General features: G+C 63.0%; 20 protein-coding genes. 9 read left to right on the top strand and 11 right to left on the bottom strand.

Going from position 1 to position 26,157, the window contains the following annotated elements:
• Positions 1 to 3: 3 nt before the first annotated feature.
• A complete protein-coding gene (locus M8Q45_RS09635; RefSeq protein WP_249874512.1) occupies positions 4 to 1,218 on the top strand; it encodes a multidrug effflux MFS transporter in 1,215 nt (404 codons plus the stop codon).
• Between the two features lie 7 nt (positions 1,219 to 1,225).
• Here the strand turns inward: M8Q45_RS09635 and fabF are convergent, their stop codons facing one another.
• Genes fabF through M8Q45_RS09620 form a run of 3 tightly spaced genes read right to left on the bottom strand, consistent with a single transcriptional unit; the run spans position 1,226 to position 6,689 of the window.
• Entirely contained in the window at positions 1,226 to 2,524 is a 1,299-nt protein-coding gene (gene fabF / locus M8Q45_RS09630; protein WP_249874511.1) for a beta-ketoacyl-ACP synthase II, read from the bottom strand.
• Positions 2,521 to 5,583: an efflux RND transporter permease subunit gene (locus tag M8Q45_RS09625; RefSeq protein WP_249874510.1), complete on the bottom strand. Its 3,063-nt coding sequence runs from the start codon at positions 5,581 to 5,583 to the stop codon at positions 2,521 to 2,523. The genes fabF and M8Q45_RS09625 overlap by 4 nt, the downstream gene beginning before the upstream one ends.
• Positions 5,580 to 6,689: an efflux RND transporter periplasmic adaptor subunit gene (locus tag M8Q45_RS09620; protein ID WP_249874509.1), complete on the bottom strand. Its 1,110-nt coding sequence runs from the start codon at positions 6,687 to 6,689 to the stop codon at positions 5,580 to 5,582. The genes M8Q45_RS09625 and M8Q45_RS09620 overlap by 4 nt, the downstream gene beginning before the upstream one ends.
• Before the next feature lie 218 nt (positions 6,690 to 6,907).
• Here M8Q45_RS09620 and M8Q45_RS09615 point away from each other — a divergent pair, with 218 nt between their 5' ends.
• Positions 6,908 to 8,368, top strand: a complete 1,461-nt coding sequence (locus M8Q45_RS09615; protein ID WP_249874508.1) for an efflux transporter outer membrane subunit — start codon at positions 6,908 to 6,910, stop codon at positions 8,366 to 8,368.
• Between the two features lie 131 nt (positions 8,369 to 8,499).
• On the opposite strand, the gene M8Q45_RS09610 is transcribed toward M8Q45_RS09615, so the two are convergent.
• Both M8Q45_RS09610 and M8Q45_RS09605 read right to left on the bottom strand, forming a co-directional pair.
• A complete protein-coding gene (locus M8Q45_RS09610) occupies positions 8,500 to 9,120 on the bottom strand; it encodes a TetR/AcrR family transcriptional regulator (RefSeq protein ID WP_249874507.1) in 621 nt (206 codons plus the stop codon).
• A 103-nt stretch (positions 9,121 to 9,223) separates the two neighbouring features.
• The gene (locus M8Q45_RS09605) at positions 9,224 to 10,180 is read right to left on the bottom strand and encodes a threonine dehydratase (RefSeq protein WP_249874506.1); all 957 of its coding nucleotides are present in this window, start codon (positions 10,178 to 10,180) and stop codon (positions 9,224 to 9,226) included.
• 104 nt (positions 10,181 to 10,284) lie between these two features.
• Here M8Q45_RS09605 and M8Q45_RS09600 point away from each other — a divergent pair, with 104 nt between their 5' ends.
• From M8Q45_RS09600 to M8Q45_RS09575, 6 genes are all read left to right on the top strand, one after another.
• Positions 10,285 to 11,079 (top strand): helix-turn-helix transcriptional regulator, encoded by a 795-nt coding sequence (locus tag M8Q45_RS09600; protein WP_502940255.1) that lies wholly within the window; start codon positions 10,285 to 10,287, stop codon positions 11,077 to 11,079.
• 144 nt (positions 11,080 to 11,223) lie between these two features.
• A complete protein-coding gene (locus tag M8Q45_RS09595) occupies positions 11,224 to 12,228 on the top strand; it encodes a response regulator (protein ID WP_283939026.1) in 1,005 nt (334 codons plus the stop codon).
• Between the two features lie 3 nt (positions 12,229 to 12,231).
• Entirely contained in the window at positions 12,232 to 13,188 is a 957-nt protein-coding gene (locus M8Q45_RS09590; RefSeq protein ID WP_249874503.1) for a sensor domain-containing diguanylate cyclase, read from the top strand.
• Positions 13,189 to 13,999: 811 nt separating this feature from the next.
• Entirely contained in the window at positions 14,000 to 15,010 is a 1,011-nt protein-coding gene (locus tag M8Q45_RS09585; RefSeq protein ID WP_249874502.1) for a zinc-binding alcohol dehydrogenase family protein, read from the top strand.
• A 17-nt stretch (positions 15,011 to 15,027) separates the two neighbouring features.
• Positions 15,028 to 16,554, top strand: a complete 1,527-nt coding sequence (locus M8Q45_RS09580; RefSeq protein WP_249874501.1) for a UxaA family hydrolase — start codon at positions 15,028 to 15,030, stop codon at positions 16,552 to 16,554.
• 97 nt (positions 16,555 to 16,651) lie between these two features.
• A complete protein-coding gene (locus tag M8Q45_RS09575; protein WP_249874500.1) occupies positions 16,652 to 17,365 on the top strand; it encodes a FadR/GntR family transcriptional regulator in 714 nt (237 codons plus the stop codon).
• A gap of 435 nt (positions 17,366 to 17,800) precedes the next feature.
• Here M8Q45_RS09575 and uxuA read toward each other — a convergent pair whose 3' ends face one another.
• From uxuA to M8Q45_RS09545, 6 genes are all read right to left on the bottom strand, one after another.
• Positions 17,801 to 18,988 carry a mannonate dehydratase gene (gene uxuA, locus M8Q45_RS09570; RefSeq protein WP_249874499.1) on the bottom strand — a complete coding sequence of 396 codons (1,188 nt, stop codon included), beginning with the start codon at positions 18,986 to 18,988 and terminating at the stop codon, positions 17,801 to 17,803.
• 17 nt (positions 18,989 to 19,005) lie between these two features.
• Entirely contained in the window at positions 19,006 to 20,460 is a 1,455-nt protein-coding gene (locus M8Q45_RS09565; protein WP_249874498.1) for a mannitol dehydrogenase family protein, read from the bottom strand.
• A gap of 17 nt (positions 20,461 to 20,477) precedes the next feature.
• Positions 20,478 to 21,770, bottom strand: a complete 1,293-nt coding sequence (locus tag M8Q45_RS09560) for an MFS transporter (RefSeq protein WP_249874497.1) — start codon at positions 21,768 to 21,770, stop codon at positions 20,478 to 20,480.
• 77 nt (positions 21,771 to 21,847) lie between these two features.
• On the bottom strand, positions 21,848 to 22,879 hold the full coding sequence (locus tag M8Q45_RS09555; RefSeq protein ID WP_249874496.1) for a Zn-dependent oxidoreductase: 1,032 nt from the start codon (positions 22,877 to 22,879) through the stop codon (positions 21,848 to 21,850).
• 54 nt (positions 22,880 to 22,933) lie between these two features.
• The gene (gene manD / locus M8Q45_RS09550) at positions 22,934 to 24,145 is read right to left on the bottom strand and encodes a D-mannonate dehydratase ManD (protein ID WP_030141589.1); all 1,212 of its coding nucleotides are present in this window, start codon (positions 24,143 to 24,145) and stop codon (positions 22,934 to 22,936) included.
• Positions 24,146 to 24,149: 4 nt separating this feature from the next.
• On the bottom strand, positions 24,150 to 25,142 hold the full coding sequence (locus M8Q45_RS09545; RefSeq protein ID WP_249874495.1) for a sugar kinase: 993 nt from the start codon (positions 25,140 to 25,142) through the stop codon (positions 24,150 to 24,152).
• A gap of 152 nt (positions 25,143 to 25,294) precedes the next feature.
• Here M8Q45_RS09545 and kdgR point away from each other — a divergent pair, with 152 nt between their 5' ends.
• A complete protein-coding gene (gene kdgR / locus M8Q45_RS09540; protein WP_249874494.1) occupies positions 25,295 to 26,077 on the top strand; it encodes a DNA-binding transcriptional regulator KdgR in 783 nt (260 codons plus the stop codon).
• Positions 26,078 to 26,157: the final 80 nt, after the last annotated feature.

The raw sequence follows: 26,157 nt of genomic DNA, 5'->3' as shown, positions 1-26,157 counted from the left end.
TCCATGGAAACTGGAACTGCATCAGCGATTGCAGACGCGCAGCCACACGCATCGAGTCCAGCCCTGACCGGCCGAATCGTCGCGTTGCTCGCCGGCCTCGCGGCCATCGGCATGCTCTCCACCAATATCATCCTCCCGGCGTTCCCGGTCATCGGCGACGACCTCGGCGTGACTGCCCGGGAACTGGGCCTGACGCTCTCCAGTTACTTCGTCACGTTTGCCCTGGGCCAGTTGGTGGTCGGGCCGCTGGCCGATCGTTATGGACGGCGGAAACTGGTGCTGGGCGGACTCTTGGTATTTATCGTCGGCACCGTCATCGCAGGATTCGCCACCACGCTCGATGTCATGATCGCCGGACGCGTCGTCCAGGCATTGGGCGTGTGCGCGGCCTCGGTGCTGTCGCGCGCCATCGCTCGGGACCTCTTCGAAGGCGAGACCTTGGCCCGCGCCCTGTCATTGACCATGGTTGCCACGGCCGCTGCGCCAGGTTTTTCGCCGCTGGCCGGCAGCGTCCTGTCCGTCACGCTCGGATGGCGCGCCATCTTCATCCTGGTGGGGTTGGCCGCCGTGGTGCTGGCGTTCTTCTACGTTCGCGATCTTGGCGAAACCCATCCGGCCGACCGCCGGGCGCCGCATTCCACCGGCAGCGTCCTGCGCGCCTACGCAAGGCTGGCGACGGACAAGCGCTTCATCCTCCCTGCCCTGTCGATGAGCCTGTTGCTCAGCGGCTTGTTCGCCTCTTTTGCCGCCGCCCCGGCCATTCTCATGAAAGGCATCGGCCTGACCTCGGTGCAGGCCGGCCTTTATTTCGCCTCGACGGTGTTCGTCGTGTTCGCCGCCGGCATGGCCGCACCGCGCCTGGCCCACCGCTATGGCCCGCGGAACATTGCGTTGCTGGGGATTACCTGCGCCATGGTCGGCGGAGGGCTGCTCATCGTCGGGCCGGCCCATCCGGGCCTCGGCTGGTATGCCGTTTCGATGGTGACGTTCCTCTGGGGGATGGGGTTGGCGAATCCGCTGGGCACGGCGATCACCATGGGACCTTTCGGCAACGAGGCCGGGATGGCCTCGGCGCTGCTGGGTTTTCTCTCCATGGGTGCAGCAGCGTTGACCACCTGGCTCGCTTCCGTATTGAGCTTTGCGCCCATCACCACGCTGGGCGCGATCCAGGCGTTGACCTGCCTGGTCGCGCTGGGCCTGTTCTTGCGGCGTCGCTGACGCGGCGTCAGTCTTCCCAGCGACGGAACAACACGCTGGCGTTGACGCCACCGAAGCCGAACCCATTGGACAGCGCATGGGTGATCGGCATTTTCCGCGCCTTCAAGCCAACCAGATCGAGCCCGTTGGCCGCCTCATCGGGATGGTTCAGGTTCAAGGTCGGTGGCACGACCTGGTCACGAAGCGCCAGGACCGTGAAGATCGCTTCGATGCCGCCCGCCGCGCCCAACAAGTGGCCGGTGGCGGATTTGGTGGACGTGATCGCCACACCGCTGCCCGCGCCGCCGTCCGGACCAAAAATCGCACGAATCGCCGCCAGCTCACCGGCATCGCCGACCTGGGTAGACGTCGCATGGGCGTTGATGTGCTGCACCTCGGCGGGACTGACATCGGCCTGGCGCAGCGCCTGTTCCATGGCGCGGCGGGCGCCGTTGCCATCCTCGGGACCAGCGGTCAGGTGATAGGCATCGGCGCTGGTACCGTAACCGACCAGCTCGGCCAGGGGCTTGGCGCCACGGGCCAGTGCGTGTTCCAGCGACTCGATCACCAGCAACCCGGCACCTTCGGCCATGACGAAACCGTCTCGATCCCGGTCGAACGGCCGCGAGGCCTCTTGCGGACGCTCGGCAAATCCCGTGGACAACGCCCGCGCCGCCGCGAAACAACCCAGGGTCACGCGGTCGATCGCGGCCTCGGTGCCGCCGCAGATGGCAATGTCGGCCTCGCCACTCTTGATCAGCCGGGCGGCATCGCCAATGGCTTGTACGCCGGCAGCGCAAGCGGTAACGGGTGCACCGAGCGGGCCTTTGAAACCATGCCGGATGGAGACCTGCCCGGCCGCCATGTTGGCCAGGAAAGCCGGCGCGGTGAACGGCGACAACCGTCGCGGACCGCGCGCATCCGTGGTGCGCACCGCATCGGCAATCGTGGCGAAACCACCGACGCCCGAGGAGATGATCGTGGCGGTCCGTTCCTGATCGACGGCTTCGACCGGATGCCAGCCCGCCTGCTCCAGGGCTTCGTGAGCCGCCACCAGGGCGAACTCGATAAATCGGTCCATCTTCTTGCGATCCTTGGGCGCGATAAGGCGCTCCGGGTCGTAACCGGCGATGCCATCCTCTTCCAACGTTGGCACCTGCCCGCCCACGGCGACGCCGGTGCCTTCGGTGACATCGCCGGACAGGTTGCGAATGCCGGAATGCCCGGCCAGCAACCGCTTCCAGACCTCTTCGACAACGCAGCCCAGCGGTCCGACCATGCCAACGCCGGTGACGACGATGCGTTTTTGACCTTCTCGATTTTTCATGAAGCCCTCTTCGTATCAGGACGGATCTTGAACCAGATGGAATACATCGCTGGCAGGAACACCAGCGTCATGATGGTGCCGACGAACGTGCCGCCAATCAGGGTGTAGGCCAGCGTGCCCCAGAACACCGAATGCGTCAGCGGAATGAACGCCAGGATCGCCGCCAGCGCGGTGAGCAACACCGGTCGCGCCCGCTGCACCGTGGCTTCGATCACCGCGTGGAACGGATCGAGGCCTTCGCTGGCATTGTGATGGATTTGCCCGATCAGGATCAGCGTATTGCGCATCAGGATCCCCGACAAAGCGATCAGGCCGACCAGCGCGTTGATACCGAAGGGCTGGTTGAAGATCAGCAACGTCGGCACCACGCCGATCAGCCCCAGCGGTGCGGTCATGAACACCATGATCATGGCCGAGATCGAACGGACCTGCAGGATGATGATCAGCAACGTCATGGCGACCATGATCGGCACCAGCGGCACGATGGCCTTGCCGGCCTTGCCCGACTCCTCGATCGCGCCCGCCTGCTCGATCCGGTAACCGGCGGGCAGGCTGTCAATGACCGGCTGCAATTGCTTGATGATGGCGCTGGAGACGTCCGGTGGTTGCAAGCCCTCGGCGATGTCGCCGCGCACGGTCATGGTCGGGGTGCGATCACGACGACGCAGGATCGGGTCCTCCATGCGCACATCGACTTCGCCGACCTGGGACAGCGGAACACGCTGGCCCGTCGCGCCCACCAGGGTGAAGCCTTCGATCTTGGCCGGATCGAGGCGGATGTCCCCCGCTGCGCGGCCGACCACCTGCACCGAGCGGATGTCCTCGCGAACCGCCGTGATCGGCACGCCGGTGAGCAGGAATTGCAACTGCTGGGCGACCGCGCTGGAGGTCAGTCCCACGGCCTGCAAGCGGTCCTGGTCCAGGTTGAAATGCAGGGTCGGCACCAAGGGTCCCCAGTCGGTGTTGACGGTCCTCATCAGCGGGCTCGCCTGCATGATGCCCTGGACCTGGCTGGCGATCTCGCGCAGCTTCGAAGGGTCGGGCCCCATCACCCGATACGCCACCGGGAACGGTGAGTACGGGCCAAACACCAGTTGCGTCACCCGCACCCGCGCCTCGGGCGCGAGCCCATCGGCGATCGCTTGGCGGAGGCGGAACTTGAGGGCTTCGCGCGCCTCCTGGCTGTCCGTCAGCACGACAATCTTCGCAAACGACGGATCGGGGAGTTCCGGCGCCATCGCCAGGTAGAAACGCGGCGCGCCTTGGCCAATATAAGCCGTGACGATCCGAGCCTCTTCCTGCTGATGCAGCCAGGCCTCGACCTTGGCGGTGGTGGTGCTCGTCTGCTCGATGGAGGTGCCGTACGGCATCTGCACTTCCACCAGCACCTCCGGCCGGTCCGAAGTCGGGAAAAACTGTTTCTTGACCAGGCCCATGCCGAGGATCGCCACCACGAATGTCGCGATCACCGTACCGGCCACCCACCATTTGCGCGCGATGACCCGCGTCAGCACCTGGCGGAAGCGGTTGTAATGGCGAGTGTTGTAGATGGCCGCATGGCCGCCTTCGACCTGCTTGATGTCGGGCAACAGTTTCACGCCCAGGTACGGCGTGAAGGCTACCGCGACCACCCAGGAAGCGATCAGGGCAATGCCGACGATCCAGAACATGTTGCTGGTGTACTCGCCGGCGGTCGATTGCGCGAAACCGTTAGGCATGAAGCCGATGGCGGTCACCAGCGTGCCGGAGAGCATCGGCGCGGCCGTGTGGCTCCAGGCATAGGCGGAGGCCTTGATCCGGTCGTAGCCCTCCTCCATTTTCACCACCATCATCTCGATGGCGATGATCGCGTCGTCCACCAGCAACCCGAGCGCGAGGATCAGTGAGCCGAGGGTGATGCGGTCGAAATTCTTGCCAGTGGCAGCCATGACCACGAACACCACGGCCAACGTCAACGGCACAGCCGCCGCCACCACCACACCGACGCGCCAGCCCATGCTGAGGAAGCAGACGATCATCACCACCAGCAGCGCGACGAAGAACTTGACCATGAACTCGCCGACCGCCGAGTCGATGTTCACCGACTGATCGGTGACTTTGCTCAGGGTCATGCCCAGCGGCATGCCCTCGTTGATTTTGCCCGTCTCGGCGTCCAGCGCCTTGCCCAGGTCCAGGCCGTTCCAGCCCTCGCGCATGATGACGCCGAGCAGCAGCGCCTCTTCGCCGCCGCTGCGCACCAGGAATGAGGCCGGGTCTTCATAACCGCGCTCGACGGTGGCCACGTCGGACAGTTTCAGCGAGCGCCCCTGGACCGTGACCGGCGTGTCGCGAATCTTCTGCAGCCTGTCGAAGGCGCCGTCCAGGCGCAGGAAAACCTGCGGCCCGGCGGTTTCGATGGAGCCGGCGGGTGTGAGCATGTTCTGGCTGTTGAGGGCGGCAAAAATGTCCTGGGGCGAAACACCGAGGGTCGCCAGGCGATCATGGGAAAACGACACGAAGATCCGTTCGGCCTGCTCGCCAATGATGTTGACCTTCTTCACGCCCGGTACGTGCAGCAACCGTTGGCGCAACGCCTCGGCATCGCGCACCAGCAAGCGCTGCGGCTCGCCCTTGGCTTTCAGCGCGAACAGCGCGAAGGTCACGTCGGCAAACTCGTCGTTGACCATCGGCCCGATGACGCCCGCCGGCAGCTTGATCGCCTCGTCAGCCAGCTTCTTGCGCGCCTGGTAGAACTCTTCCTGCACCTGCGACGGTGGCGTGCGGTCGACCAGCGACACCATGGTGAAGGCAAGTCCGGGGCGGGTGTAGGTTTCCGTGCGGTCGTACCACTTCAATTCTTGCAGGCGTTTTTCCAGCGGTTCGGCGACTTGGTCCTGCATCTCCTGGGCCGTCGCGCCCGGCCAGGCCGTGATGACCGTCAGTTGCTTGACCGTGAACGGTGGGTCCTCGGCGCGGCCCAATTGGAAAAACGCGAGGACGCCCGCGACGGCGATCAGGAACAACAGGAAAACGGTGATGGAGCGCTCGCGAACGGCGAGCGCCGACAGATTGAAGCTCATGGGTGGTTCCCCGCAACCTTGACGTCGCCCGGAGGAGCCACATTCACCGCCTCGCCTTCGTGCAACAGATGCGTGCCCAGCGCGACGATCCGTTCACCCATTCTCAAGTCGCCGGAGACCTGCGCGGCATCGTCGCTCAAGCCGAGGACCTGGACGGGGCGCCAGGCGACTTTCGCCGGCTCGCCCGTGATGACCCAGACGCCGGTGCCCTTGCCCGCATCGTGCACGGCGGCAATCGGCACTTGCAGCACCTGCCCTTGCCGAGCGCCCGCGGCGATCCGAAGCGTGACGGTCGAACCCAGCGGCGCATTGCCCAACGCGCCCTCCAACACATACCGCGCCTCGAAGGTACGCGTTACGCGGTCGGCGGAATCCGACAGCAACCGCAACTTCGCGCTGACCACTTGCGAAGCGTTGCCATACAGCGTTGCCTGCGCAGTGGCCCCCGGGGCGGGCCGCAGCGTCTCGGGCAATTGCACAACGGCTTCACGTTGCCCGGCCCGCGCCAGTCGAACCACGATCTGTCCCGGAGACACGACTTGCCCCGGCTCGGCCAATGTCTCCATCACCACGCCATCGGCGTCGGCGAGCAGCACGGCGTAGCCGGAGGCATTGCGGGCCACATCGGCCTGGGCCTGGGCCGCGCTGAGTTGCGCTTTTGCGGTGTCGGCGGCGGCCTTGATCTGGTCGTAACCCGAGGCGGAGATGGCGCCTGCGGCGACCAGTTCCCGATAACGAGCCTCATCGTCGGCGGTCTGCTTGGCCCTGGCCCGGGCGGCGGCGACAGCCTCTTCCTGGGCCCGCGCCTGCAGGCCGAGGTCGATAGGGTCCAGGCGCATCAGCGGTTGCCCGCGCTTGACGGTCTGGCCGGTATCGACCAGGCGTTCCAGCACCTTGCCCGACACACGGAAACCGAGGTCGCTCTGGACCCTGGCCGTGACTACGCCGGTGAAGGAACGTGAGATCTCGGGGGAGCCCAATACTTCGGCCACCCTCACCAAGGGCGCCGCCGTACGAGGATCTTTCTCGGTGGATGACTCGCCACACGCCGTCAGGACGAGAGGCAACAGGCAAGCGGCAAGGGTGACAGGTCGACGCCGGAGCATAGGGTCCCTTCTTGAACGGACTGATGGAAAGCGTATTCTCATTCTCGTGACCATTTCTGTCAATCGTCACACACCAGTCAATTTCTGTTCTCTTCAAGCCCCCCTTTGCTACCGGACCTCTATCATCCTGAATCCCGTTGAACGCCTTAACGAGCCTGATTGACAGGATGTGACCATACCGTAATATGGTCACAATTCACGTCCCCCAAGGAAACGCCATGCCTCCCCTCCGCCCACTTGCGCTTCTACTGAGCACCTGCTTGATGGCAGGTTGCGCAGTCGGCCCGGACTACCATCGTCCGGCCGCCCCGCTTTCAAGTCGGTACCTGGGCCAACCTTCGGTCGAACAGCGGTCCTCGACCAGCCAGGCCGAGTTGATTGCCTGGTGGGATAGTTTTGGCGACCCCATGCTCGCGGGCTTCGTCGTCAAGGCGCTTGAACAGAACCTGGACTTGGCACAGGCGTCGGCGCGGGTGACGCAGGCCCGGGCGGGACTGGGTGCAGCGAACGCTGCTTTGCTGCCCTCGGGCAACCTCAACGGCCAAGCCGCGCGCGCCTACCAATCGGTCGAGACGCCGCTCGGCCAGGTGCTGGATTCCACGCCTGGCTATGATCGATACGGAAGTTCCTACGAGCTCAACCTCGGTGCCAGTTGGGAGATAGACGCCTTTGGTGGCCTGCGGCGCGGACGCGAAGCGGCGCTGGCCGATTACCAGGCATCCGAGGCCGGCGCTGTCGCCACACGACTGGCCGTTGCCGCGCAAGTCGCCGATACCTACATCACGGTTCGTGGATTGCAGGCCCGGCTGGACATTGCCAACCGACAGGTCAGCACGCAGCAAGACCTGCTGGAAAAAGTCCAGTTGCTCTACAGCAAGGGCCTTGCCGCCAGCTATCAGGTTCGCCAGGCCGAGGGGCAATTGGCTCAAGTCCAGGCAACGATACCGGTACTGCGGACAGGATTGGATGCAGCAATGAACGCCCTGGATGTCATGCTCGGCACGCCGCCCGGCACTCATCGACCACAACTGGCCGAGCGCCGCGAGATTCCCCTTGCGCCGCAAATAACTGCCATGGGAACCCCTGCGGACCTGCTGCGCCGCCGGCCAGACCTCATCGTCGCCGAGCGCCACCTGGCGGCTTCCAATGCACGCATCGGCGAAGCCGTCGCCGAGTACTATCCGAAGTTCTCCCTGAGCGCCCTGCTCGGCAGCGCCACGGCAGTATCGAGCGGTAACCTGTTCAGCGGCGGCGCCAGCCAGTCGGCGGGCGTGCTGGGCCTGCGTTGGAGGCTGTTCGATTTTGGCCGCATCAATGCCCAGATCGACCAGGCCAAGGGACAGGAAGCCGAAGCGCTGGCGGCCTATCGCCAATCCGTGCTGCGCGCCACCGAAGACGTCGAAAATGCGCTCAGCGCCCTGGTCAATCGCGAAGCCCAGGCAACCACCCTGGCGCAAGGCGAAACATCCTTGAGCGAGGCCCGCCAGTCATCCTTCGTCGCCTATCAAAAAGGCACCGCGAGCTTGATCGATGTGCTTAACGCCGACGAGACGCTATTGCGCACCTCCGACACCCGGGCGCAGGCGCGAACGGAATCGGCACGGGCAGCGGTCGCGGCATTCAGGGCGCTTGGCGGTGGCTGGCAGTCGCCGGGGGAAGGTCCGCTGGCGACTCGCTGAGTGCACCAGCGTCCTGACTGCAAACAGTCTTGAGAGCGAATCCGTAGCTACAAGCGTGACCAGTAGACAAAATGGTCACGTTTCTGCTCGATCTGCTTCAGGATCGCATGGACGCGCCGTCAGTCGAAGCCTCAGGGCATCAGGCTGCGCAAAATGAGATTGGCGGTCAGCGCAGGACCCTCTTCGACGAAGTCCAGGCTGTGCTGCAGCAGCAATGGATTGACGAAAGGCCGCAGGGTCAAGTGGATGGCATCCACGGTTTCGTCCAGTGGCGTGCGGCGTTCAAACTCACCGAGCTCACGGCCCTCGCGAATGATCTGCAACACGAACCCCTTGATCCTGGCGTCGTAGACGCGGGAGCTGGGCCAGCGTTCCGAAGCCGAGAAGGCCGCGATGTCGTAGAGCTTCCGATCGTTGAAGAACAGGCTCACCCCGGTAACCACCAAGGTCTTGACCAGCCGACGAAAACGCTCGGTCGCCGAAATCCCCTCTTCATTGATGGCCTTGTCCACGGCGTCGACGATCGTCGACAGACAATTGGAGCAGATGGCTTCGCCAATGGCCTGCTTTGAGTCGAAGAACTTGTAGATGTACGCTTTGGAAAAACCGATGGCCTTGGCCAGGTCGGAAACCGTGGTCTTGCCGAAGCCGTACTGGCTGAAATGTTCGTGGGCAGCCGCGATGATCTGGTCACGAATTTCGTGATCGGCTGGGCCGCGGGCGCTGGGCGGTGCTATCGATGGCGGGTTCATGGGGGCAGCTTACGCATCCATGGGAGGGTTGACAACTTATGACCAAATTAAGATTCAGTCACAATCAAACCAACCGTTGTTTCGATAACTTGCCACACCGCCGCTACCCGATCACCCGCGCATACACCGACCTGTCGACATTGCCACCAGACAGAATCACCCCGACCTTTTTCCCCTCCATCCTCCCCCGCTCCTGAATAAGCGCCGCCAACGCCGCCGCGCCAGCACCTTCGGCCAGATTGTGGGTGTCGGTGTAATAGACGCGCATGGCCTCGGCAATTTCCTCATCGTTGACCGCCACGATCCGTGCCGCCCCGGCGCTGTAGATGGCGAAGGCTTCTGGAATCGGCTTGCGCACGGCCAGGCCGTCGGCAAAGGTGTTGGCTGAGTCCGTTTCGTGGATTTCCCCGGTTTCGAAGGATAATTTCGCCGCCATCGCCTCGGTGGACACCACACCCACGATTTCGGTCCGCAAGCCCAGGGCATCGCGGGCGGCGATCACCGCGCAGATTCCCGAGCCACAGCCGATGGGCACGTAGACGGTGTCCAGGTCAGGCGCGGCCTTGAACAACTCCAGCGCATAGGTGGCGACGCCCTTGACCAGCTCGGGGTGAAACGGCGGTACGAGATAGAGTCCCTGGCTTTGCGCCAGGCGTGCCGCTTCTTCCCGAGCCTCATCGAAATCGCGCCCGTATTCGATCACTTCGCCGCCGAAGCCACGCATGGCCTCGTTCTTCTCGATCGAATTGCCCTCCGGCACCACGATCAGCGCCCGCAGCCCCGCAGCGCTCGCCGCCAGCGCCTGGCTCTGGCCATGGTTGCCGCGGGTCGCGGTGACAATCCCTTTCGCTTGCGGATACTCGCGCTTGAGCCACTGCATGAAGGTAATGCCGCCACGTACCTTGAACGCGCCCGTCGGGGTGTGGTTTTCATGCTTGACCCACACCGTGCAACCGAGGCGCTGGGCCAGCAACGGCCAGGCGTACTGGGCCGTGGCGGGCATGACCTGGTAGACCTGGCGAGCTGCTTGTTCAATATCGTCGAGCGTGAGTGGATGCATGGTGGGGCTCCTTGAGTTTCGGCCAGTCTAGTCAGAGACGCCGGACCCAGGCTTTCAAAAAACCGACCTGACTTTTATGCCGCCGCTTCACTACTATGGACACCATGAGCCATCGAAACCGCCCGCAGCCACCGCGCCCGACTGAATCGACCCGTCGCATCGAGGCCGGCCCGTGGCTGATCGAATTGCTCCCCGGCAGCGCCTACGCGGCTCGATACGTCGCGACCGAGGCGGCGATCGGCTTTGCCTTCGACAGCCAGCGCGGCCAGCACGCCATCGGCAGCGATCGGGTACTGCCTTTCAATGCGATGCCCAACGGCCTGGCGTTCGTCCCGGCCCAGTGTGATGTGTACTCGGAGTCGGCCCATGGCGGTGAATACCTGCGGGTGACGCGCACCGACGGCGTCGTGTTGGCGGGCGATCGAGCCTTCAACAATCGCATCGACCCGCGCGCCATCGCCCTCGCGCAACGCATGCGTCGCGCGCTGCTGCTCGGCTCGATCGACGATGACTGGGAAGCCTGGGCCCTCGCGCTGGCTGAACGCGCAACGTCGGTCAACGCCCTGTCGGCACGGCCCCAAGGCTCTATCACCGACAGCCGCATGCGTCTGCTGGATGAGTTCATCGATGCCGGCCTCGACCAACCGCTGGGCGTACAGGTCATGGCGCAACTGCTGGGGTTATCCGAAGGGTATTTCATGCGGGCCTTCAAGATCGCGACCGGTAACAGCCCCCACGGCTACCTGATCGACCGGCGCCTGGCCAAGGCCCGGGCACTGATACGTGACTCCTCGGCGACCCTCGCAGAAATCGCCCACGCTTGCGGCTTCAGTTCGCAGGCGCACATGGCAACGACGTTCAAGCAGCGTCTTGGCGTGAGCCCGACACGATTGCGTTAAATGACGAAGTGCATTTGACGCCTTTGACTTAATGGTCCAGTTTTTAAAAGACGCCAAGACAGCATCCCGTTCGTTAATCAGAGGGCCACTGCCGCCTATGAGTGAAGTACGAAGGACCTTCCCCGTCGTTGAACGTCGTTGGGCATGCCAGTGCCGTTGATCCCTCTGGTTGTGTGTGACGACTCCACCATGGCGCGCAAGCAAGTGCTGCGCGCGCTGCCGCAAGACTGGCCGGTTGCGGTCACCGAGGCCGCCAACGGCCGGCAGGCCATGGATGCCATACGCCAGGGATTGGGGCACGTCGTGTTGCTCGACCTGACCATGCCGGAGATGGACGGATATCAAGTGCTGGGCGCCTTGCGCGCCGAAGGCCTCACGGCGCAAGTCATCGTGATATCAGGGGACGTCCAGGACGAGGCCGTGCGCCGCGTCCATGAACTGGGCGCCTTGGCCTTCCTGAAAAAACCGTTCGACGAAAACGAACTGCGCCAGACACTCAACCGGTTGGGACTGCTGACCCAACCCGGCAAGGCGCCGCTGCAGAACCGGCCGGCATCGAACGCGGCCATCAGCTTCCAGGACGCGTTTCGCGAAACGGTCAACGTTGCCATCGGCCAGGCAGCGGCGCTGATTGCCAAGGTGCTGGGGGTCTTCGTGCAACTGCCAGTGCCGAACGTCAACGTTCTCGAGGTGGGCGAATTGCACATGGCCTTGAACGATGTCGGCAGCTCCCAGCAACTCACGGCCATCTGCCAGGGCTTTATCGGCAGCGGCATCGCCGGCGAAGCCCTGCTGATCTTCCACGATTCGGAGATTGGCGATATCGCGCAACTGATGCAGCGCCAGAGCGTCGATTACTCTGATCTGGAAATGTTGGTGGACCTGTCGAGCATCCTGATCGGCGCATGCCTGAGCAGCATTGCCGAGCAGATCGACGTGATTTTTTCCCAAGGGCATCCGCAGATTCTTGGCCAGCATGCGGCTATCGAAGAACTGATCCAGGCGAACCGCGTCCGTTGGAAAAAGACCTTGGCGGTGGAAATCAGCTATAGCCTGGAGGGGCAGAATATCCGGTTCGATCTGTTGCTGCTGTTCACGGAGGACTCCATCGAGCGGCTGACCCACAAACTCGCCTACCTGATGAACTGAGCCATGAACGAATCCATCGATCTGAACGAATTCCACTGGTTGCTGGCCATCGTTCAGAGCATCGACGTCGGCGTGGTGGTGCTCGATCGCGAGTACCGCGTGCAAGTCTGGAACACCTTCATGGAGAACCGCTCCGGCGTTCAGCCCAAGGACGCCCAGAACCGGAACTTCTTCAGCCTGTTCCCGGAAATCGACCGCCAGTGGTTCAGCCGCAAGGTGGAAAGCGTCGCGACCCTCGGCACCCCCGCGTTCACGGTCTGGGAGCAGCGGCCGTACTTGATGCGCTTCAAGAGCTACCAGCCGATCACCGGCCAGGAAGAGTTCATGTACCAGAACACCACGCTGCTGCCGCTGCGCTCGCCGGACAACCGCATCAACCACATCTGCCTGGTGATCTACGACGTCACCGACGTCGCCACCAATCGCCATCAGATCCAGGCCGCCAATGCCCAACTGCAATTGCTCTCCAGCACCGATCGCCTGACCGGCCTGTACAACCGCGGCCATTGGGAAGGCAGCCTGAAAGCCGCCTACGCCCGGCACCAGCGCTACGGCAATGCGTTGAGCCTGGTGATGCTGGACATCGACCACTTCAAGCACGTCAACGATACCTACGGCCACCAGGCGGGCGACAAAGTCATCGAGCAGCTCGCCCAACTGCTGCGCGAGCATGCGCGCGAGTCCGACGTGCCCGGGCGTTACGGCGGAGAGGAGTTCGGTGTGGTGCTGTCAGACACCGACCAGGCCGGCGCACGGATTTTCGCCGAGCGCCTGCGCCAGGCTGTCGAGCAGCTGTTGGTGCAATACAACGGCCAGGACATCCGTTTCACCATCAGCCTGGGCGTGGCCGACCTTAGCGTGCCGGCAAACGACCACGCCGAACTGATCGCCCGGGCCGACCAGGCGTTGTACACGTCGAAGAAAACCGGGCGCAATCGCGTGACGATCCACGGTCACTGACCTACCAAAACTTTGTGGGAGCGAGCTTGCTCCGGGCGGCGATCCGACGAAGACGTCGGCACATCCACCATCACTGCAAGCTGATCCACCGCTTTCGCGAGCAAGCTCGCTCCCACAGAGATCCTGGGTGTCCATGAGCTTTGCATTCAGCGCAGGACTATTGTGGGAGCTAGCGTGCTCCGGGCGGCGATCCGATGAAGACGTCAGCACATCCACCATCACTGCAAACTGATCCACCGCTTTCGCGAGCAAGCTCGCTCCCACAGAAATCTTGGGTGTCCATGAGCTTTGCATTCAGCGCAGGACTATTGTGGGAGCGAGCTTGCTCCGGGCGGCGATCCGATGAAGACGTCAGCACATCCACCATCACTGCAAACTGATCCACCGCTTTCGCGAGCAAGCTCGCTCCCACAGAGATCTTGGGTGTCCATGAGCTTTGCATTCAGCGCAGGACTATTGTGGGAGCGAGCTTGCTCGCGATAGCGGTGGTTCAGCTTGCATCCATGTCATGTCTAAGATCGCCATCGCGAGCAAGCTCGCTCCCACAGGGAATTTCGCGACGATCCGGAATCTGATTCCACCGTGTGGAGGCGAGTTGGCTCGCGCTCACGACTATTGGTCAGTCCAATCTATTTTTTTAACGATTGGTCTTGCCAATATTTTTTTTGGCGCGTAGTTTCGAATCGGCATCAGCGGTACATCGCTGCCGCCCATTATAAAAAACAGCGCCTCGGTTCCAGCAGCCGTGCGCCCAAACCCTCCTCCCGCCTGCGCTCACGCATTGCCTGCAGGCACGCCAAGGAGCCTCACCATGCTGACGGTCATCTGCAACGAACCCGGTTCATTAACCGCCCTCGAACGTGAAAAACCCCTCAGGAAACCGGGAGAAATCCTCATCCGGGTCAAGCGCGTCGGGGTCTGCGGCACCGACCTGCACATCTACACCGGCAATCAACCGTATCTCGAATACCCACGCGTGATGGGCCACGAATTCTCCGGGACCGTGGACGCCACCGACGATGCCAGCGAGCTGGCGGTGGGTGACGTCGTCTATGTGATGCCCTATTTGTCTTGCGGATCCTGCATTGCCTGCCGCCAAGCAAAGACCAACTGTTGCACGCGGATCCAGGTGCTGGGGGTTCACTGCGACGGTGCCTTCACCCAATACCTCAGTGTTCCCCATCAATTCGTGCACAAGGCCGAGGGGGTTTCCCTTGATCAGGCAGCGATGATCGAATTCCTCTCGATCGGCGCTCATGCCGTGCGTCGCTCCAGTATCCAGGCAGGGCAAAACGCCTTGGTGGTCGGCACTGGCCCGATCGGCATGGCCGCGGCGATCTTCGCCAGCCTGCGCGGGGCGAAAGTCACCGTGCTGGACACCCGCGAGGATCGCTTGTCGTTCTGCAAGGAACACCTGGACATCCACGCGGCGGTGCAAATCGGCGAAGGCGACAAGCTAGCCCTGGCCGAACTGACCGGAAATGATTTTTTCGACGTGGTATTCGACGCCACCGGCAATGCCCGGGCGATGGAGCGCGGGTTCGAGTTCATCGCCCACGGCGGCACCTACGTGATGATTTCCGTGGTGCGGGATTCCATCACCTTCTCCGACCCTGAATTCCATAAGCGTGAAGCCACGCTGATGGGCAGCCGCAACGCCACCCGGGAAGACTTCCGGCACGTCGAGCAATGCTTGCGCGACGGGTTGATTCCCGATGCTGCCCTGAACACCCACCGACTGGCGCTGGCCGACGTGCCCGACTCGTTCGCCACCTTGCTCGACCCCAAGCAAGGCGTCGTCAAGGCCATCATCGAGTGCTAGGAATCGGAGGACGCAGCATGAACCCAGCTTCTTCTTTGCTTGTCCTGGCACCCGGCGATGACGTCGCGGTGGCCCGGGGCGATATCGTCGAAGGCCAGGCGGTGAGCGCCGACGGCATTACACTGACCGCTCGGCAAACCATCCCATCTGGCCACAAGATCGCCCTGCGCAAAGTGTTGGCCGGCCAGCGCGTGCTCAAGTACGGGCAGGTCATCGGCGAGGCGACCCAAGGCATCGAACCCGGTGAGCACGTCCACGTGCATAACCTGGACATGCCCGCCAGCAACGCCGGACACAGCGTACGAAACGTCTACGTACCCACGTCGCTCAGCCCCCATCCCGCTACGTTCGAAGGCTACGTGCGTGATGACGGGCGCGTCGCCACCCGCAACTACATCGGCGTCGTCTCCAGCGTCAATTGCTCGGCCACCGTCTGCAAGCAGATCGCCAACGCCTTCTCTGCCGAGCGCTTGAAAGACTTCCCCAACGTCGACGGCGTCGTTGCAATCACCCATGGCAGCGGCTGTGGCATGGGCGCCAAGGGCGAAGGTATCGACATCCTCAAACGCACCTTGCGCGGCTATGCCGACCACGCCAATTTTGCCGGTGTGCTGCTGATCGGACTCGGTTGCGAGGTCAACCAGCTCACGCCGTTGATGAATGAACTGGGGAATCGCCCCGCTGCGCTCAAGACCAGCCTGGTCATCCAGGAGGAAGGCGGTACCCGCGAAACCGTGCAACGCGGCATCGCCCATGTCGAAGCGATGCTGCCCCTCATCAACCAATGCCGGCGGGCGACCGTTGCCGCCAGCCATTTATGCGTCGGCTTGCAATGCGGCGGCTCGGATGGTTACTCGGGCATCACGGCCAACCCGGCGCTTGGCGCCGCCGTGGACCTGCTGGTGCAACAGGGCGGCACCGCGATTCTTTCGGAAACACCTGAGATCTACGGAGCCGAACACTTGCTGACGGCCCGCGCCGCGTCCGTCGAAATTGCGGAAAAACTGATGGAGCGAATCCATTGGTGGGAAGCCTACGTTCGCCACAACGACGGCGACATGAACAACAACCCATCTCCGGGCAACAAGGCTGGGGGCATCACGACCATCCTGGAAAAATCCCTGGGCGCGGTGGCGAAAGCCGGTGCGAGCGGACTGATGGGCGTCTACCAGTACGCCGAACCGGTCGATGCCCCAGGGTTGGTGTTCATGGATACACCTGGCTACGACCCGGTGTCGGCGACCGGCCAGGTGGCGGGCGGCGCGAATCTCATCTGCTTCACGACAGGTCGCGGTTCGACCTATGGGTGCAAACCCACGCCATCCTTGAAGATCGCCACGAACACCCGGCTGTTTCAGCGCATGGAGTTGGACATGGACTTCAATGCCGGCGGTATCGTCGATGGTGTGGAGTCGGTGGCGCAGGCCGGGGAGCGGTTGTTTCGGCTGATGCTGGAGACCGCTTCCGGACGTCGCACGTGCAGTGAGGAGAACGGCTTGGGCGATAACGAATTCCTGCCCTGGCAGATCGGCGCGGTGATGTGAGACGGCGTCATTGCTACCCTTTTCCTGTGGGAGCAAGCTCGCTCCCACAATCAGGCGCCTATGGTAGCCTTGGCCCATTCTCCGATGGACGCCACCCATGGTTTCACCGATCAACGCCACCGAACGCAAGCCGTATCAGAAAATCGCCGATCAACTGCGCAGCTACATTGCCCAAGGGGATTTCAAAGCGGGCTCCAGGCTTCCTCCCGAGCGCGACCTGACCCAACTGCTGGGGGTTTCCAGGCCGTCGCTGCGTGAAGCGCTGATCGCCTTGGAAATAGACGGCGACATCGAGATCAAGATGGGTTCCGGTGTGTACGTACGAGCCAGGTCCAAGGACGGAAAAAGCCAGGCCATGACCTTGGGCGAGAGCCCTTCCGAGCTGATGCAGGCCCGTGCGTTGATCGAAGGTGAGTCGGTGATCCTGGCCTGTTTGCATGGCAAGAAAAGCGACCACCGCTACCTGCAGGAATGCATCGACGCCATGCGCGCAAGCATTGCCAACGGCCTGCCGCCGCTGGAGGACGACCGCAAGTTCCATCAGCGCCTGGCAAAAATGACCGGCAACTCTGCCCTGGTCCGAATCATCACCGCCCTCTTTGATGAACGACACACCCCCCTCTCCGCTCACCTGAGCAAGCACTCGGAAAACGCCCTGACCTGGGAAGCCGCCGTCGTCGAGCATGAGGCGATCCTGCACGCCGTCGCCAGCAAGGACGTGCTCGGTGCCCAGACCTCGATGCGCCAGCACCTGAGCCGTTCGGAGAACCGCTGGCTGCAAGCACTGGAACCGGAAGACAACAGCGACTGAGCCCAAGGATTGGCTTCTGCGGCGAGGGAGCTTGCTCCCGCTGGGTTGCGCCCCGTAGGAGCTGCGTAGGAGCTGCCGAGTGCAACGAGGCTGCGATCTTTAACCTGCTCGTTGAGTCGTGAGCGAAAGATCAAGATCAAGATCAAGATCAAAAGATCGCAGGCTTCGCCAGCTCCTACAGAGCCCCGTAGGAGCTGCCGAGTGCAACGAGGCTGCGATCTTTACCCTGCTCGTTGAGTCGTGAGCGAAAGATCAAGATCAAGATCAAAAGATCGCAGGCTTCGCCAGCTCCTACAGAGCTGCGTAGGAGCTGCCGAGTGCAACGAGGCTGCGATCTTTAACCTGCTCGTTGAGTCGTGAGCGAAAGATCAAGATCAAGATCAAAAGATCGCAGGCTTCGCCAGCTCCTACAGAGCTTGCTCCCTAGCCACAAGGTTAATGTGCCGTCTGCTGCAGTTGCTGGCGCACCGCCAGTTCCACGCCACGGATTTCCGCCAGGCCCTTGAGGCGACCGATGAGCGAGTAACCGGGATTGCTCTTGCGCTGCTGGTCGTCGAGCAGTTGATGCCCGTGGTCCGGACGCAGCGGCAACCGCGGGCCGCCTTCGCGTTCGCGCCGGCGTTCTTCAGCCACCAAGGCGCTGATGACCCCGACCATGTCCACGTCGCCGTCCAGATGATGCGCCTCATGGAAGCTGCGCGGGTCGGCTTCCCGGCGGGTCGAGCGCAGGTGGGTGAAATAGATGAATGGCGCAAATTGCTTGGCCATCGCCACCAGGTCGTTGTCTTCGCGCACGCCATAGGAACCGGTGCAGAACGTCAGGCCATTGGCCGGGCTCGGCGCCGCATCCAGCAGCCATTGCGCGTCCTCGGCGGTGGACAGGATGCGTGGCAAGCCAAGCAGTGCCCGAGGCGGGTCGTCCGGGTGGATCGCCATGCGCACGCCCACCTCCTCCGCCACCGGGATCACCGCGCGCAAGAAGTAGCCCAGGTGTTCACGCAGCTTGGCCTCGTCGATGTCGGCGTAGGTGCCCAGCAGGTCGCGGAAGTTATCCAGGCTGTAGTGTTCTTCGGCGCCGGGCAAACCCGCGATCAACGTATTGACCAGGGTTTCGCGCGCGACCGGCGTCAATTGCTCGACATAGGCCTTGGCCTGCTGGATATCCTCGGCGCTGTATTCGGCCTGGGCACCGGGGCGCTGGAGTATGAACAGGTCGAAGGCGGCAAACGCGGTCTGATCGAAACGCAACGCCCAGCCACCGTCCGCCAGCTCATGGAACAAGTCGGTGCGGGTCCAATCCAGCACCGGCATGAAGTTGTAGCAGACGATATCGATGCCGCAGCTCGCCAAGTTGCGCACGCTTTGCTGGTAGTTGGCGATGTACTCGTCGCGCCGCCCGCAGCCGCGCTTGATGTCTTCATGCACCGGGATGCTTTCCACCACCGACCAGCTCAGGCCGGCCGCTTCGATCATCGCTTTGCGCGCCGCGATGGCCTCCACCGGCCACACCTCGCCATTGGGAATCTCATGCAGCGCGGTGACGATGCCGGTCGCACCGGTCTGGCGAACGTCCGCCAGGGAAATCGGGTCTTTGGGGCCAAACCAACGCCATGTCTGTTCCATGTTGTTCTCCTTGTCTGTCAGTGGGGTGTGGCAACGGTCTGCAATAGGTTGCCCACGCCGTCGCGGGCCAGGGCGCTGTAGGCGCGGTGCACGGCATCGCGAAAGGCCGGGCGTGCCGACAATGCCGGCGGGAATATTTCGTCCAGGCCGAGAAACGCGTCCACCCGCGATGCGCCGTCGAAGCGCCCGGCAAGATCGGCGAAGGTGGCGCTCAACGGGTCGTCGACCACATGCGCCGCACGTCCGGGCAACGGCTGCGTGCAGTAGTGAATCCAGGCGGCGATGCCCAGCGCGGTGCAGTCGATGCCGCGTCCCTGGTCAAGCAATTGCTGGGCGCCGAGCAACCAGCGTTGCGGCAGTTTCTGCGAGCCGTCCATGGCGATCTGGCGCAAGCGGTGCTGCAGGCTGTCGTTGGCAAAGCGCGTCCGAAGATCTTCGGCATACTTCATGAGATCAATCCCGGCCGGCATGTGCAAAGTGGGCACCGCTTCCTCGGTCATGTAGCGCTCGATGAGGCGCGCCAGCCGCCCATCGTTGACGGCTTCGAAGACTGATTCATGACCCGCCAGCAAACCCACGTAGGCCAGCAGCGAATGGCTGCCATTGAGCATGCGCAGCTTCATCGTTTCAAACGGACGCACGTCATCGACCATCTGCACGCCTTCCACTTCCCAGTCCGGGCGGCCGAGGGGAAAGTGATCCTCGACCACCCATTGACTGAAGCTTTCGCTGACCACTGCCGCGCGGTCGTGGCAATCCAGCTGCTCCAACCGGCGGAACGACTCCTCGTCCATGGCCGGCACGATGCGGTCGACCATGCAGCTGGGAAACGCCACCTGCTGCTCGACCCACTGCGCCAACGCTGGATCTTGCAACGCCGCCAGGGCTCCCACGGCCTGGCGGGTGCGCTGGCCGTTGTCGGGCATGTTGTCACAGCACAACACCGTGAACGCCGCGATGCCTGCGGCGCGACGTCGGCGCAGGGCTTCCAGGACGATTCCCGGCGCCGAGCGTGGCGTGTGTGGATGAGCGATGTCATGGGCAATCGTCGGATCATCGCGGCGCAACTGCCCGGAAGAAGGGCTCAGGCAATAGCCTTTTTCGGTGACGGTGAGCGTGACGATCCGGGTTTGCGGCGCGGCCATGCGCTCAAGCAGCTGCTCCAGTTCATGACCGCCCTCGCCCGCATACAAGGCCTCGCGCAGCACCCCGATTTCCCGGAGCGTCACTTGCTCGCGATCGCGGTACTCGGCCACATGGTAGCGGCCGTCCTGCTCGCGCAATTGCTCGACCAAGGTGCGATTGGAGCGCAGGTTGGCGCTGCACAAACCCCAGTCGCTTGCGCCATGGCGATTGAGATGACGTTGCAGATAAACCGCCTGGTGGGCGCGATGAAACGCGCCCAGGCCCAGGTGCACGATACCGATCTGCGTTGCGCTACCGGTGCAAGGTACGCGGTTCACTACGGGCATCGATTCACTCCTTCTGTTCAGGGATGGCCCAGGGCCGACGCGGGTTGCGGGCTTTGTGCCGCCGAGTTGCCGGTGTCCGCCACCGCCAGCGGTTTCACGTAGCGCGCCACGCACACGGCACCGATCACGGTCAGCAGCCCGGCGAGCAGGAACGCACTGGTGAACGAACCGGTGAACTGCACCAGGAAACCCGTCAAGGTCGGGCCGACAATGCCCGAGGTATTCGCCAGAAAATGCATGAAGCCACTGACGCCACCCACCCGCGCCGCCGGGACGGTGTCCTGGATGATCGCCCAGTAGATCGCACCGGTGAGGTAGAGGAAGAACACCGCCAGCGCGACGAGAATCACCGCCGGATACAAGGTCGTGACCATCCCCGCACAGGCGATGCAGGCGGCGCAGGCCAGCAGGCAGGTCACGAGCACGACTTTGCGGGAGAACATCATCCGCCCGGTCTTCTTGAACACGAAGTCGGAGATGAAGCCACCGAGGGCCAGGCCAATGAACCCCAAGACCCAGGGAATGACCGTGGCGATGCTCATGTCCTTGACGTTCAGGCCGTGGGCCATGGTCAGGTAGCTGGGGAACCAGGTCAGGAAGAAGAACAGCGTGTAGTTATAGGAAAAGAACGCCAGGGAGGTGAACAGCACCGTCGGCTGCTTGAGGTAGAAACGCAGCGGGAATACCGGTTGCGCCGCCATTTCGCTTTGCCCCTCGGCCCGCAGGATGTCCTCGGCGCCCTCGCCTTCAGGCCGTTCCTTGACGAACTTGAACCACACGGCCGCCCAGATCAGGCCGACCAGCATGATGATAATGAATGACACCTTCCAGCCGTAGGTGACGGCGATAAAGCCCACCACCGGACCGGAAATCGCCCCACCCAGCGGCGTGCCGGACATCGACGCACCAATGGCCCGCGCCCTGCGCTTGGGGGTGTACCAGTTGTTCACCATCTTGCTGGTGGTGACGCTCAGCGGTCCTTCGCCCATGCCGAACAGGATGCGGATGAGCACCAGCGATGCGAAGCCCACCGTCAGCACGGTGAGGCCGCTGAACAATGACCACAAGACCATCGCCAGCAACAAGGTGGTCTTGGCGCCGTAACGGTCGGCGGCCCAGCCACCGATGAAGTTGAAGGCGGCATAGCCGACAAAGAAACTACTGAAGATCATGCCCATCTCACCCGTACTCAGACCGTAGTCCTTCTGGATGAAAGGCGCCGCCACAGACAACGCCGACCGGTCGAGGTAATTGATGACCCCGGCCAGGAACAGCATGATGATGATTAAGCTACGTCCTTGACCAAACATGGTGGAACCTCCCGCTTGTTGTGTTTATTCGGTGAGGGTGCCCATGACGGGCACGATGGAACGGTGGTACAGACGGCTCAGTGATGGGCGTTCGTCAGCTCCACCAGCACTTTTCGGGTTTGCTCGGGGTGCTTTTCGATCAGGTCGATGGCGCCGGGCATCTCGTCGAAGGTGACGCGATGACTGATCAGGTCCTGGACCTGCAACTTGCCGCTGGCAATCAACTCGATCACCCGGGGGAACTTGCGGTTGTTGAGCCGCGAACCCACCAGGGTCAGTTCCTTCTTGATCATTTCCAGCTGCACCAGATCGCTGGGCGTCGCATTGAAACCCAGCAACCCGATGCGCCCGGCCGGCGAGGCCAGGCGCACCATCTGCGGCATCAGTGCCGGTATGCAGGCGGCATCGACGATCAACGGCACACCTTCGCCGTCAGTCAGTTCGCGCATGACGGCTTCGACATCGACTTCCTGGCCGTTGAGGGTCCGGCTGGCGCCCAGCGCCCGGGCCGTCTCCAGGCGACTGTCGATGACATCGGTGACGGTGATGTCAGTCATTCCCAGCGCCTTGGCCATCTGCACCAGGGTCAGGCCGATCACCCCGGCGCCGTAGATCAGCACGCTGTCGCCCGGCTGCGGCTGCATGCGATCGAGCACATTGAGGGCAATGGAATAAGGCTCGACGAGAGCGCCGTGGCTGAGGGACATCGAGTCGGGCAAACGGTGGGCGTTCTCGGCCGGTACGCAAACCTGCTCGCTGAAGCCGCCGTCGCGGTGTACGCCGATCACTTGCAGACGCGTGCAGACATTCGGCCTGCCGATGCGGCACGGGTAACAGCTGCCGCAACTGATCACCGGATCGATGCACACCCGGTCGCCCGCCCGCAGATGTTCAACGCCTTCACCCACTTGCCGGATCACCCCGGAGAATTCATGGCCGGTGACACGGGGAAAACGCACGAATGCGTTCTGCCCATGAATGATGTGCATGTCCGAGCCACAGATGCCGGCGTAAGCCACATCGACCTGGACCTCACCCGGGGCAACCTCGGGTCGGTCGACCTGGGCCAGCCCGAACTCGAACGGTGCTCTTACCTGGAACGCTTTCATCGGGTCACTCCTGGCGGGACGTTCGCCCCGCTTCCTCAAAGGGTTAAAACCGTTTCACCAATGCCAGAGCGTGCCGTCTTCAAGACGGTTGACCGGCAGGCTGGCGCGCTTGTAGGGGTACTGGCGGGCGAGGTCTTCATCGATGTCGACGCCGTGCCCCGGTGTTTCGCCCGGCGTGAAGTGGCCGTCCTCAAAGCGATAGGCATGGGGAAAGACTTCATCGATGCGGTCCTCGTGAGGCATGTGTTCCTGGATGCCGAAGTTGGGCACCCATGTATCGAAATGCAGCGCCGCGCCCATGCACACCGGGGACAGGTCGGTGGCGCCGTGAAAGCCCGTGCGCACCTGGAACAGCGCGGCGAAATCGGCAATCCGGCGCACATGGGTAATGCCGCCGGCGTGCACCAGCGTCGTGCGGATGTAGTCGATCAACTGTTCCTGGATCAGCTCGCGGCAGTCATGGATGGAGTTGAACACCTCGCCCACGGCCAACGGCGTGGTGGTGTGCTGGCGGATCAAGCGAAAGCTCTGCTGGTTTTCCGCCGGTGTGCAGTCTTCCAGCCAGAACAGGTTGTACGGTTCCACGGCCTTGCCCAGGCGCCCGGCTTCGATCGGCGTCAAGCGATGGTGTACGTCGTGGAGGATGTGCAAGTCGTCGCCAAAGCGTTCGCGCACGGCGGCGAAGAGCTTGGGCACGTAGTTGAGGTATTTGGCGGTGTCCCACACGTGTTCGGCGGGCAGGTCGCTGTCGGCCGGCTCATAACGCTCGCCGCTGCGCTTGGCGACGCCGTAGGTGGTGGCGATGCCGGGCACGCCGCATTGCACGCGCACGGCTTTGTAGCCCAGCTCGACGTGACGGGCGACTTCGTCCAGGCACCCTTCGATGTCCTTGCCCGTGGCATGCCCATAGACCATCACCCGCTCGCGGCTCCTGCCGCCGAGCAATTGGTACAACGGCATGTTCGCGGCCTTGGCCTTGATGTCCCACAGCGCCACGTCGACGGCGGCGATGGCGGTCATGGTCACCGGCCCCCGGCGCCAGTACGCACCGCGATACAGGTACTGCCAGATGTCCTCGATGCGGTGGGCATCGCGACCGATCAGCGCGGGCAGGACGTGTTCTTCCAGGTAAGCGACGACCGCCAGTTCGCGGCCATTCAAGGTTGCATCGCCGATACCGTAGAGGCCTTCATCGGTGACGATTTTCAAGGTGACCAGGTTGCGCCCCGGGCAGGTGACAATGACGCGCGCTTCAATGATTTTCATAAAGTCAGGCCTGTGCAACAGAAGGAAGTGAGGACGCGCCCATGTTCGGCATGGCCGCCTTGGGAATCAGCGCGCCCCGGTACTGGACGACCTGGGCCGCCAGGCGATGGCCCCAGCGAGCGGCCTGCTCCGGATCGCCGCCGCGCAGGCGGCAGGCGAGGTAGGCAGCGCTGAACGAATCGCCTGCGGCGGTGGTGTCGACGACATGGGCGACGGTTTGCGCAGGGACTTCAAGGCGCCCCGTCGGGCACTGGATCAGGCAACTGGCGGCGCCACGCTTGAGGGCAACTTCGCGAATGCCTGCCTCGGCGTAGGCGCTGAACAAAGCCTCCGCGTCGCGGTAGCCGAACAGCAGCGCATCGTCTTCCCAGGTCACCAGCGCCAGGTCAGTCAGGTGCAGGACGTCGCGGTAGGCCTGCCGGGCCGTTTCAGGATTGGACCAAAGGTGGGGACGGTAATTGTTGTCGAAGACGACGCGCGTGCCCGTTCGACGAGCGTGATGCAGGGCCTGGACCAAACGTTGGCGCCCTTGCGGCAAGAGGATCGCCAGGCTGATGCCGCTCAAGTAGACGTAGTCGTAATCGGCCAGCGCATCGAGCATGGCTTCGGCTTCGGGCCCCTCGAACATGCGCCGCGCAGCCGCTTCCCCGCGCCAATAGAGGAAACGTCGTTCGCCATGAAGATCGGTCTGGATGAAGTACAGCCCAGGCAACGCATCTTCGAGCACACGCACATACGCGTCGCCGATGCCCTCGTCCAGCCAGGACCGGCGCATGGCAACGCTGAACGCATCGCTGCCCACCGCCGTCATGTAGTCCACGGCCACTGCGCCACGCGGGTTCAATCGCGCCAGGTAGACCGCGGTGTTGAGCGTATCGCCACCGAACGTCTGGGTGATCGCCGCACCCGGCTCGCCGCGCATCTCGATCATGCATTCCCCTACCAAAGCAACCTTCAGCGGGCGTGTATCTGGGCAATGATTAAGCGTCAAATCCATCATTACGCGCCTTTCTTGTTTTTAAAACGGCGTTTCATTTTTATCTCAAGGCCCGAGTCTAGTCAGATTTCCAGTCGCGTCAAGCAAAAATGAAACAGCGTTTTGTTCTGCTAGCGTATATCCTTGGGTTTTACTTTCACGTTGGAGCCTTCATGGACAACAGCGTCATTCCCAATAACGATCTGGTGTCGGCGGTGGGCCGGACCATGGCCGTGCTCGAGGCCCTGGCCGAGCATCCGGAAGAAAGCGGCGTGTCGGAAATCGCCACCAAACTGGACATGTCCAAGGCCACGGTCTATCGCTTCTTGCAGTCGCTCAAGGCCCGTGGGTATGTGGTGCAGGACGCCGAGGATCGCTATCGCCTCAGCGTCCGCTTGTTCGAATTGGGCGCCCAGGCCCTGCCCCACCTGGACATCGTCCGGGAAGCGGAGCCAGGGATGCGCCGGATCAACGAACTGACGGGCGAGACCGTGCACCTGGGGATTCTCGATGAGGGCAGCATCGTCTACGTGCACAAGATCGACTCCAAGTACAACCTGCGCATGTACTCGCGAATCGGCCGGCGGGCGCCGTTGTACTGCACCGGGATTGGCAAAGTGCTGATGGCCTGGCTCGAAGAAGACGAGCTGCTCGACCACCTCGCGCAGGAAAGCTTCGAGCGTCGCACGGCGAACACCTTGACCAGCGTCGAGGCGTACCTACAGGAATTGGAAATCGTCCGCCGGCAAGGCTATGCCGAGGACCACGAAGAGTTCGAAGACAACATGCGCTGCCTCGCGGCACCGATCCGCGACCGTTTCGGCCATGTGATCGGCGGGATGAGCGTTTCATTCCCGTGCTTTCGCTTCAGGGAAGAGTTGAAGCAGGACTATGTGAAGCAGTTGATGCAAGCCACCCAGCAGATCTCAGGTCAGTTGGGCTGGCATGCGCGGTAATACCCATCAGTCAAGCAAAGCCCCTGTGGGAGCGAGCCTGCTCGCGAAGGCGATCCGACGAAGGCGTCGGCACACCCAAC

The organism is Pseudomonas sp. T1.Ur (genome assembly GCF_023516725.1).
Lineage (GTDB): Bacteria > Pseudomonadota > Gammaproteobacteria > Pseudomonadales > Pseudomonadaceae > Aquipseudomonas > Aquipseudomonas alvandae.
This window is presented reverse-complemented; position numbering and strand designations above follow the sequence as displayed.

What these genes read in the sequence shown, in the direction of transcription:
- M8Q45_RS09635 (WP_249874512.1), top strand. Translation starts at nt 4, where the DNA reads ATGGAAACTGGAACTGCATCAGCGATTGCAGACGCGCAGCCACACGCA.
- fabF (WP_249874511.1), bottom strand. Translation starts at nt 2,524, where the DNA reads ATGAAAAATCGAGAAGGTCAAAAACGCATCGTCGTCACCGGCGTTGGC.
- M8Q45_RS09625 (WP_249874510.1), bottom strand. Translation starts at nt 5,583, where the DNA reads ATGAGCTTCAATCTGTCGGCGCTCGCCGTTCGCGAGCGCTCCATCACC.
- M8Q45_RS09620 (WP_249874509.1), bottom strand. Translation starts at nt 6,689, where the DNA reads ATGCTCCGGCGTCGACCTGTCACCCTTGCCGCTTGCCTGTTGCCTCTC.
- M8Q45_RS09615 (WP_249874508.1), top strand. Translation starts at nt 6,908, where the DNA reads ATGCCTCCCCTCCGCCCACTTGCGCTTCTACTGAGCACCTGCTTGATG.
- M8Q45_RS09610 (WP_249874507.1), bottom strand. Translation starts at nt 9,120, where the DNA reads ATGAACCCGCCATCGATAGCACCGCCCAGCGCCCGCGGCCCAGCCGAT.
- M8Q45_RS09605 (WP_249874506.1), bottom strand. Translation starts at nt 10,180, where the DNA reads ATGCATCCACTCACGCTCGACGATATTGAACAAGCAGCTCGCCAGGTC.
- M8Q45_RS09600 (WP_502940255.1), top strand. Translation starts at nt 10,285, where the DNA reads ATGAGCCATCGAAACCGCCCGCAGCCACCGCGCCCGACTGAATCGACC.
- M8Q45_RS09595 (WP_283939026.1), top strand. Translation starts at nt 11,224, where the DNA reads ATGCCAGTGCCGTTGATCCCTCTGGTTGTGTGTGACGACTCCACCATG.
- M8Q45_RS09590 (WP_249874503.1), top strand. Translation starts at nt 12,232, where the DNA reads ATGAACGAATCCATCGATCTGAACGAATTCCACTGGTTGCTGGCCATC.
- M8Q45_RS09585 (WP_249874502.1), top strand. Translation starts at nt 14,000, where the DNA reads ATGCTGACGGTCATCTGCAACGAACCCGGTTCATTAACCGCCCTCGAA.
- M8Q45_RS09580 (WP_249874501.1), top strand. Translation starts at nt 15,028, where the DNA reads ATGAACCCAGCTTCTTCTTTGCTTGTCCTGGCACCCGGCGATGACGTC.
- M8Q45_RS09575 (WP_249874500.1), top strand. Translation starts at nt 16,652, where the DNA reads ATGGTTTCACCGATCAACGCCACCGAACGCAAGCCGTATCAGAAAATC.
- uxuA (WP_249874499.1), bottom strand. Translation starts at nt 18,988, where the DNA reads ATGGAACAGACATGGCGTTGGTTTGGCCCCAAAGACCCGATTTCCCTG.
- M8Q45_RS09565 (WP_249874498.1), bottom strand. Translation starts at nt 20,460, where the DNA reads ATGCCCGTAGTGAACCGCGTACCTTGCACCGGTAGCGCAACGCAGATC.
- M8Q45_RS09560 (WP_249874497.1), bottom strand. Translation starts at nt 21,770, where the DNA reads ATGTTTGGTCAAGGACGTAGCTTAATCATCATCATGCTGTTCCTGGCC.
- M8Q45_RS09555 (WP_249874496.1), bottom strand. Translation starts at nt 22,879, where the DNA reads ATGAAAGCGTTCCAGGTAAGAGCACCGTTCGAGTTCGGGCTGGCCCAG.
- manD (WP_030141589.1), bottom strand. Translation starts at nt 24,145, where the DNA reads ATGAAAATCATTGAAGCGCGCGTCATTGTCACCTGCCCGGGGCGCAAC.
- M8Q45_RS09545 (WP_249874495.1), bottom strand. Translation starts at nt 25,142, where the DNA reads ATGGATTTGACGCTTAATCATTGCCCAGATACACGCCCGCTGAAGGTT.
- kdgR (WP_249874494.1), top strand. Translation starts at nt 25,295, where the DNA reads ATGGACAACAGCGTCATTCCCAATAACGATCTGGTGTCGGCGGTGGGC.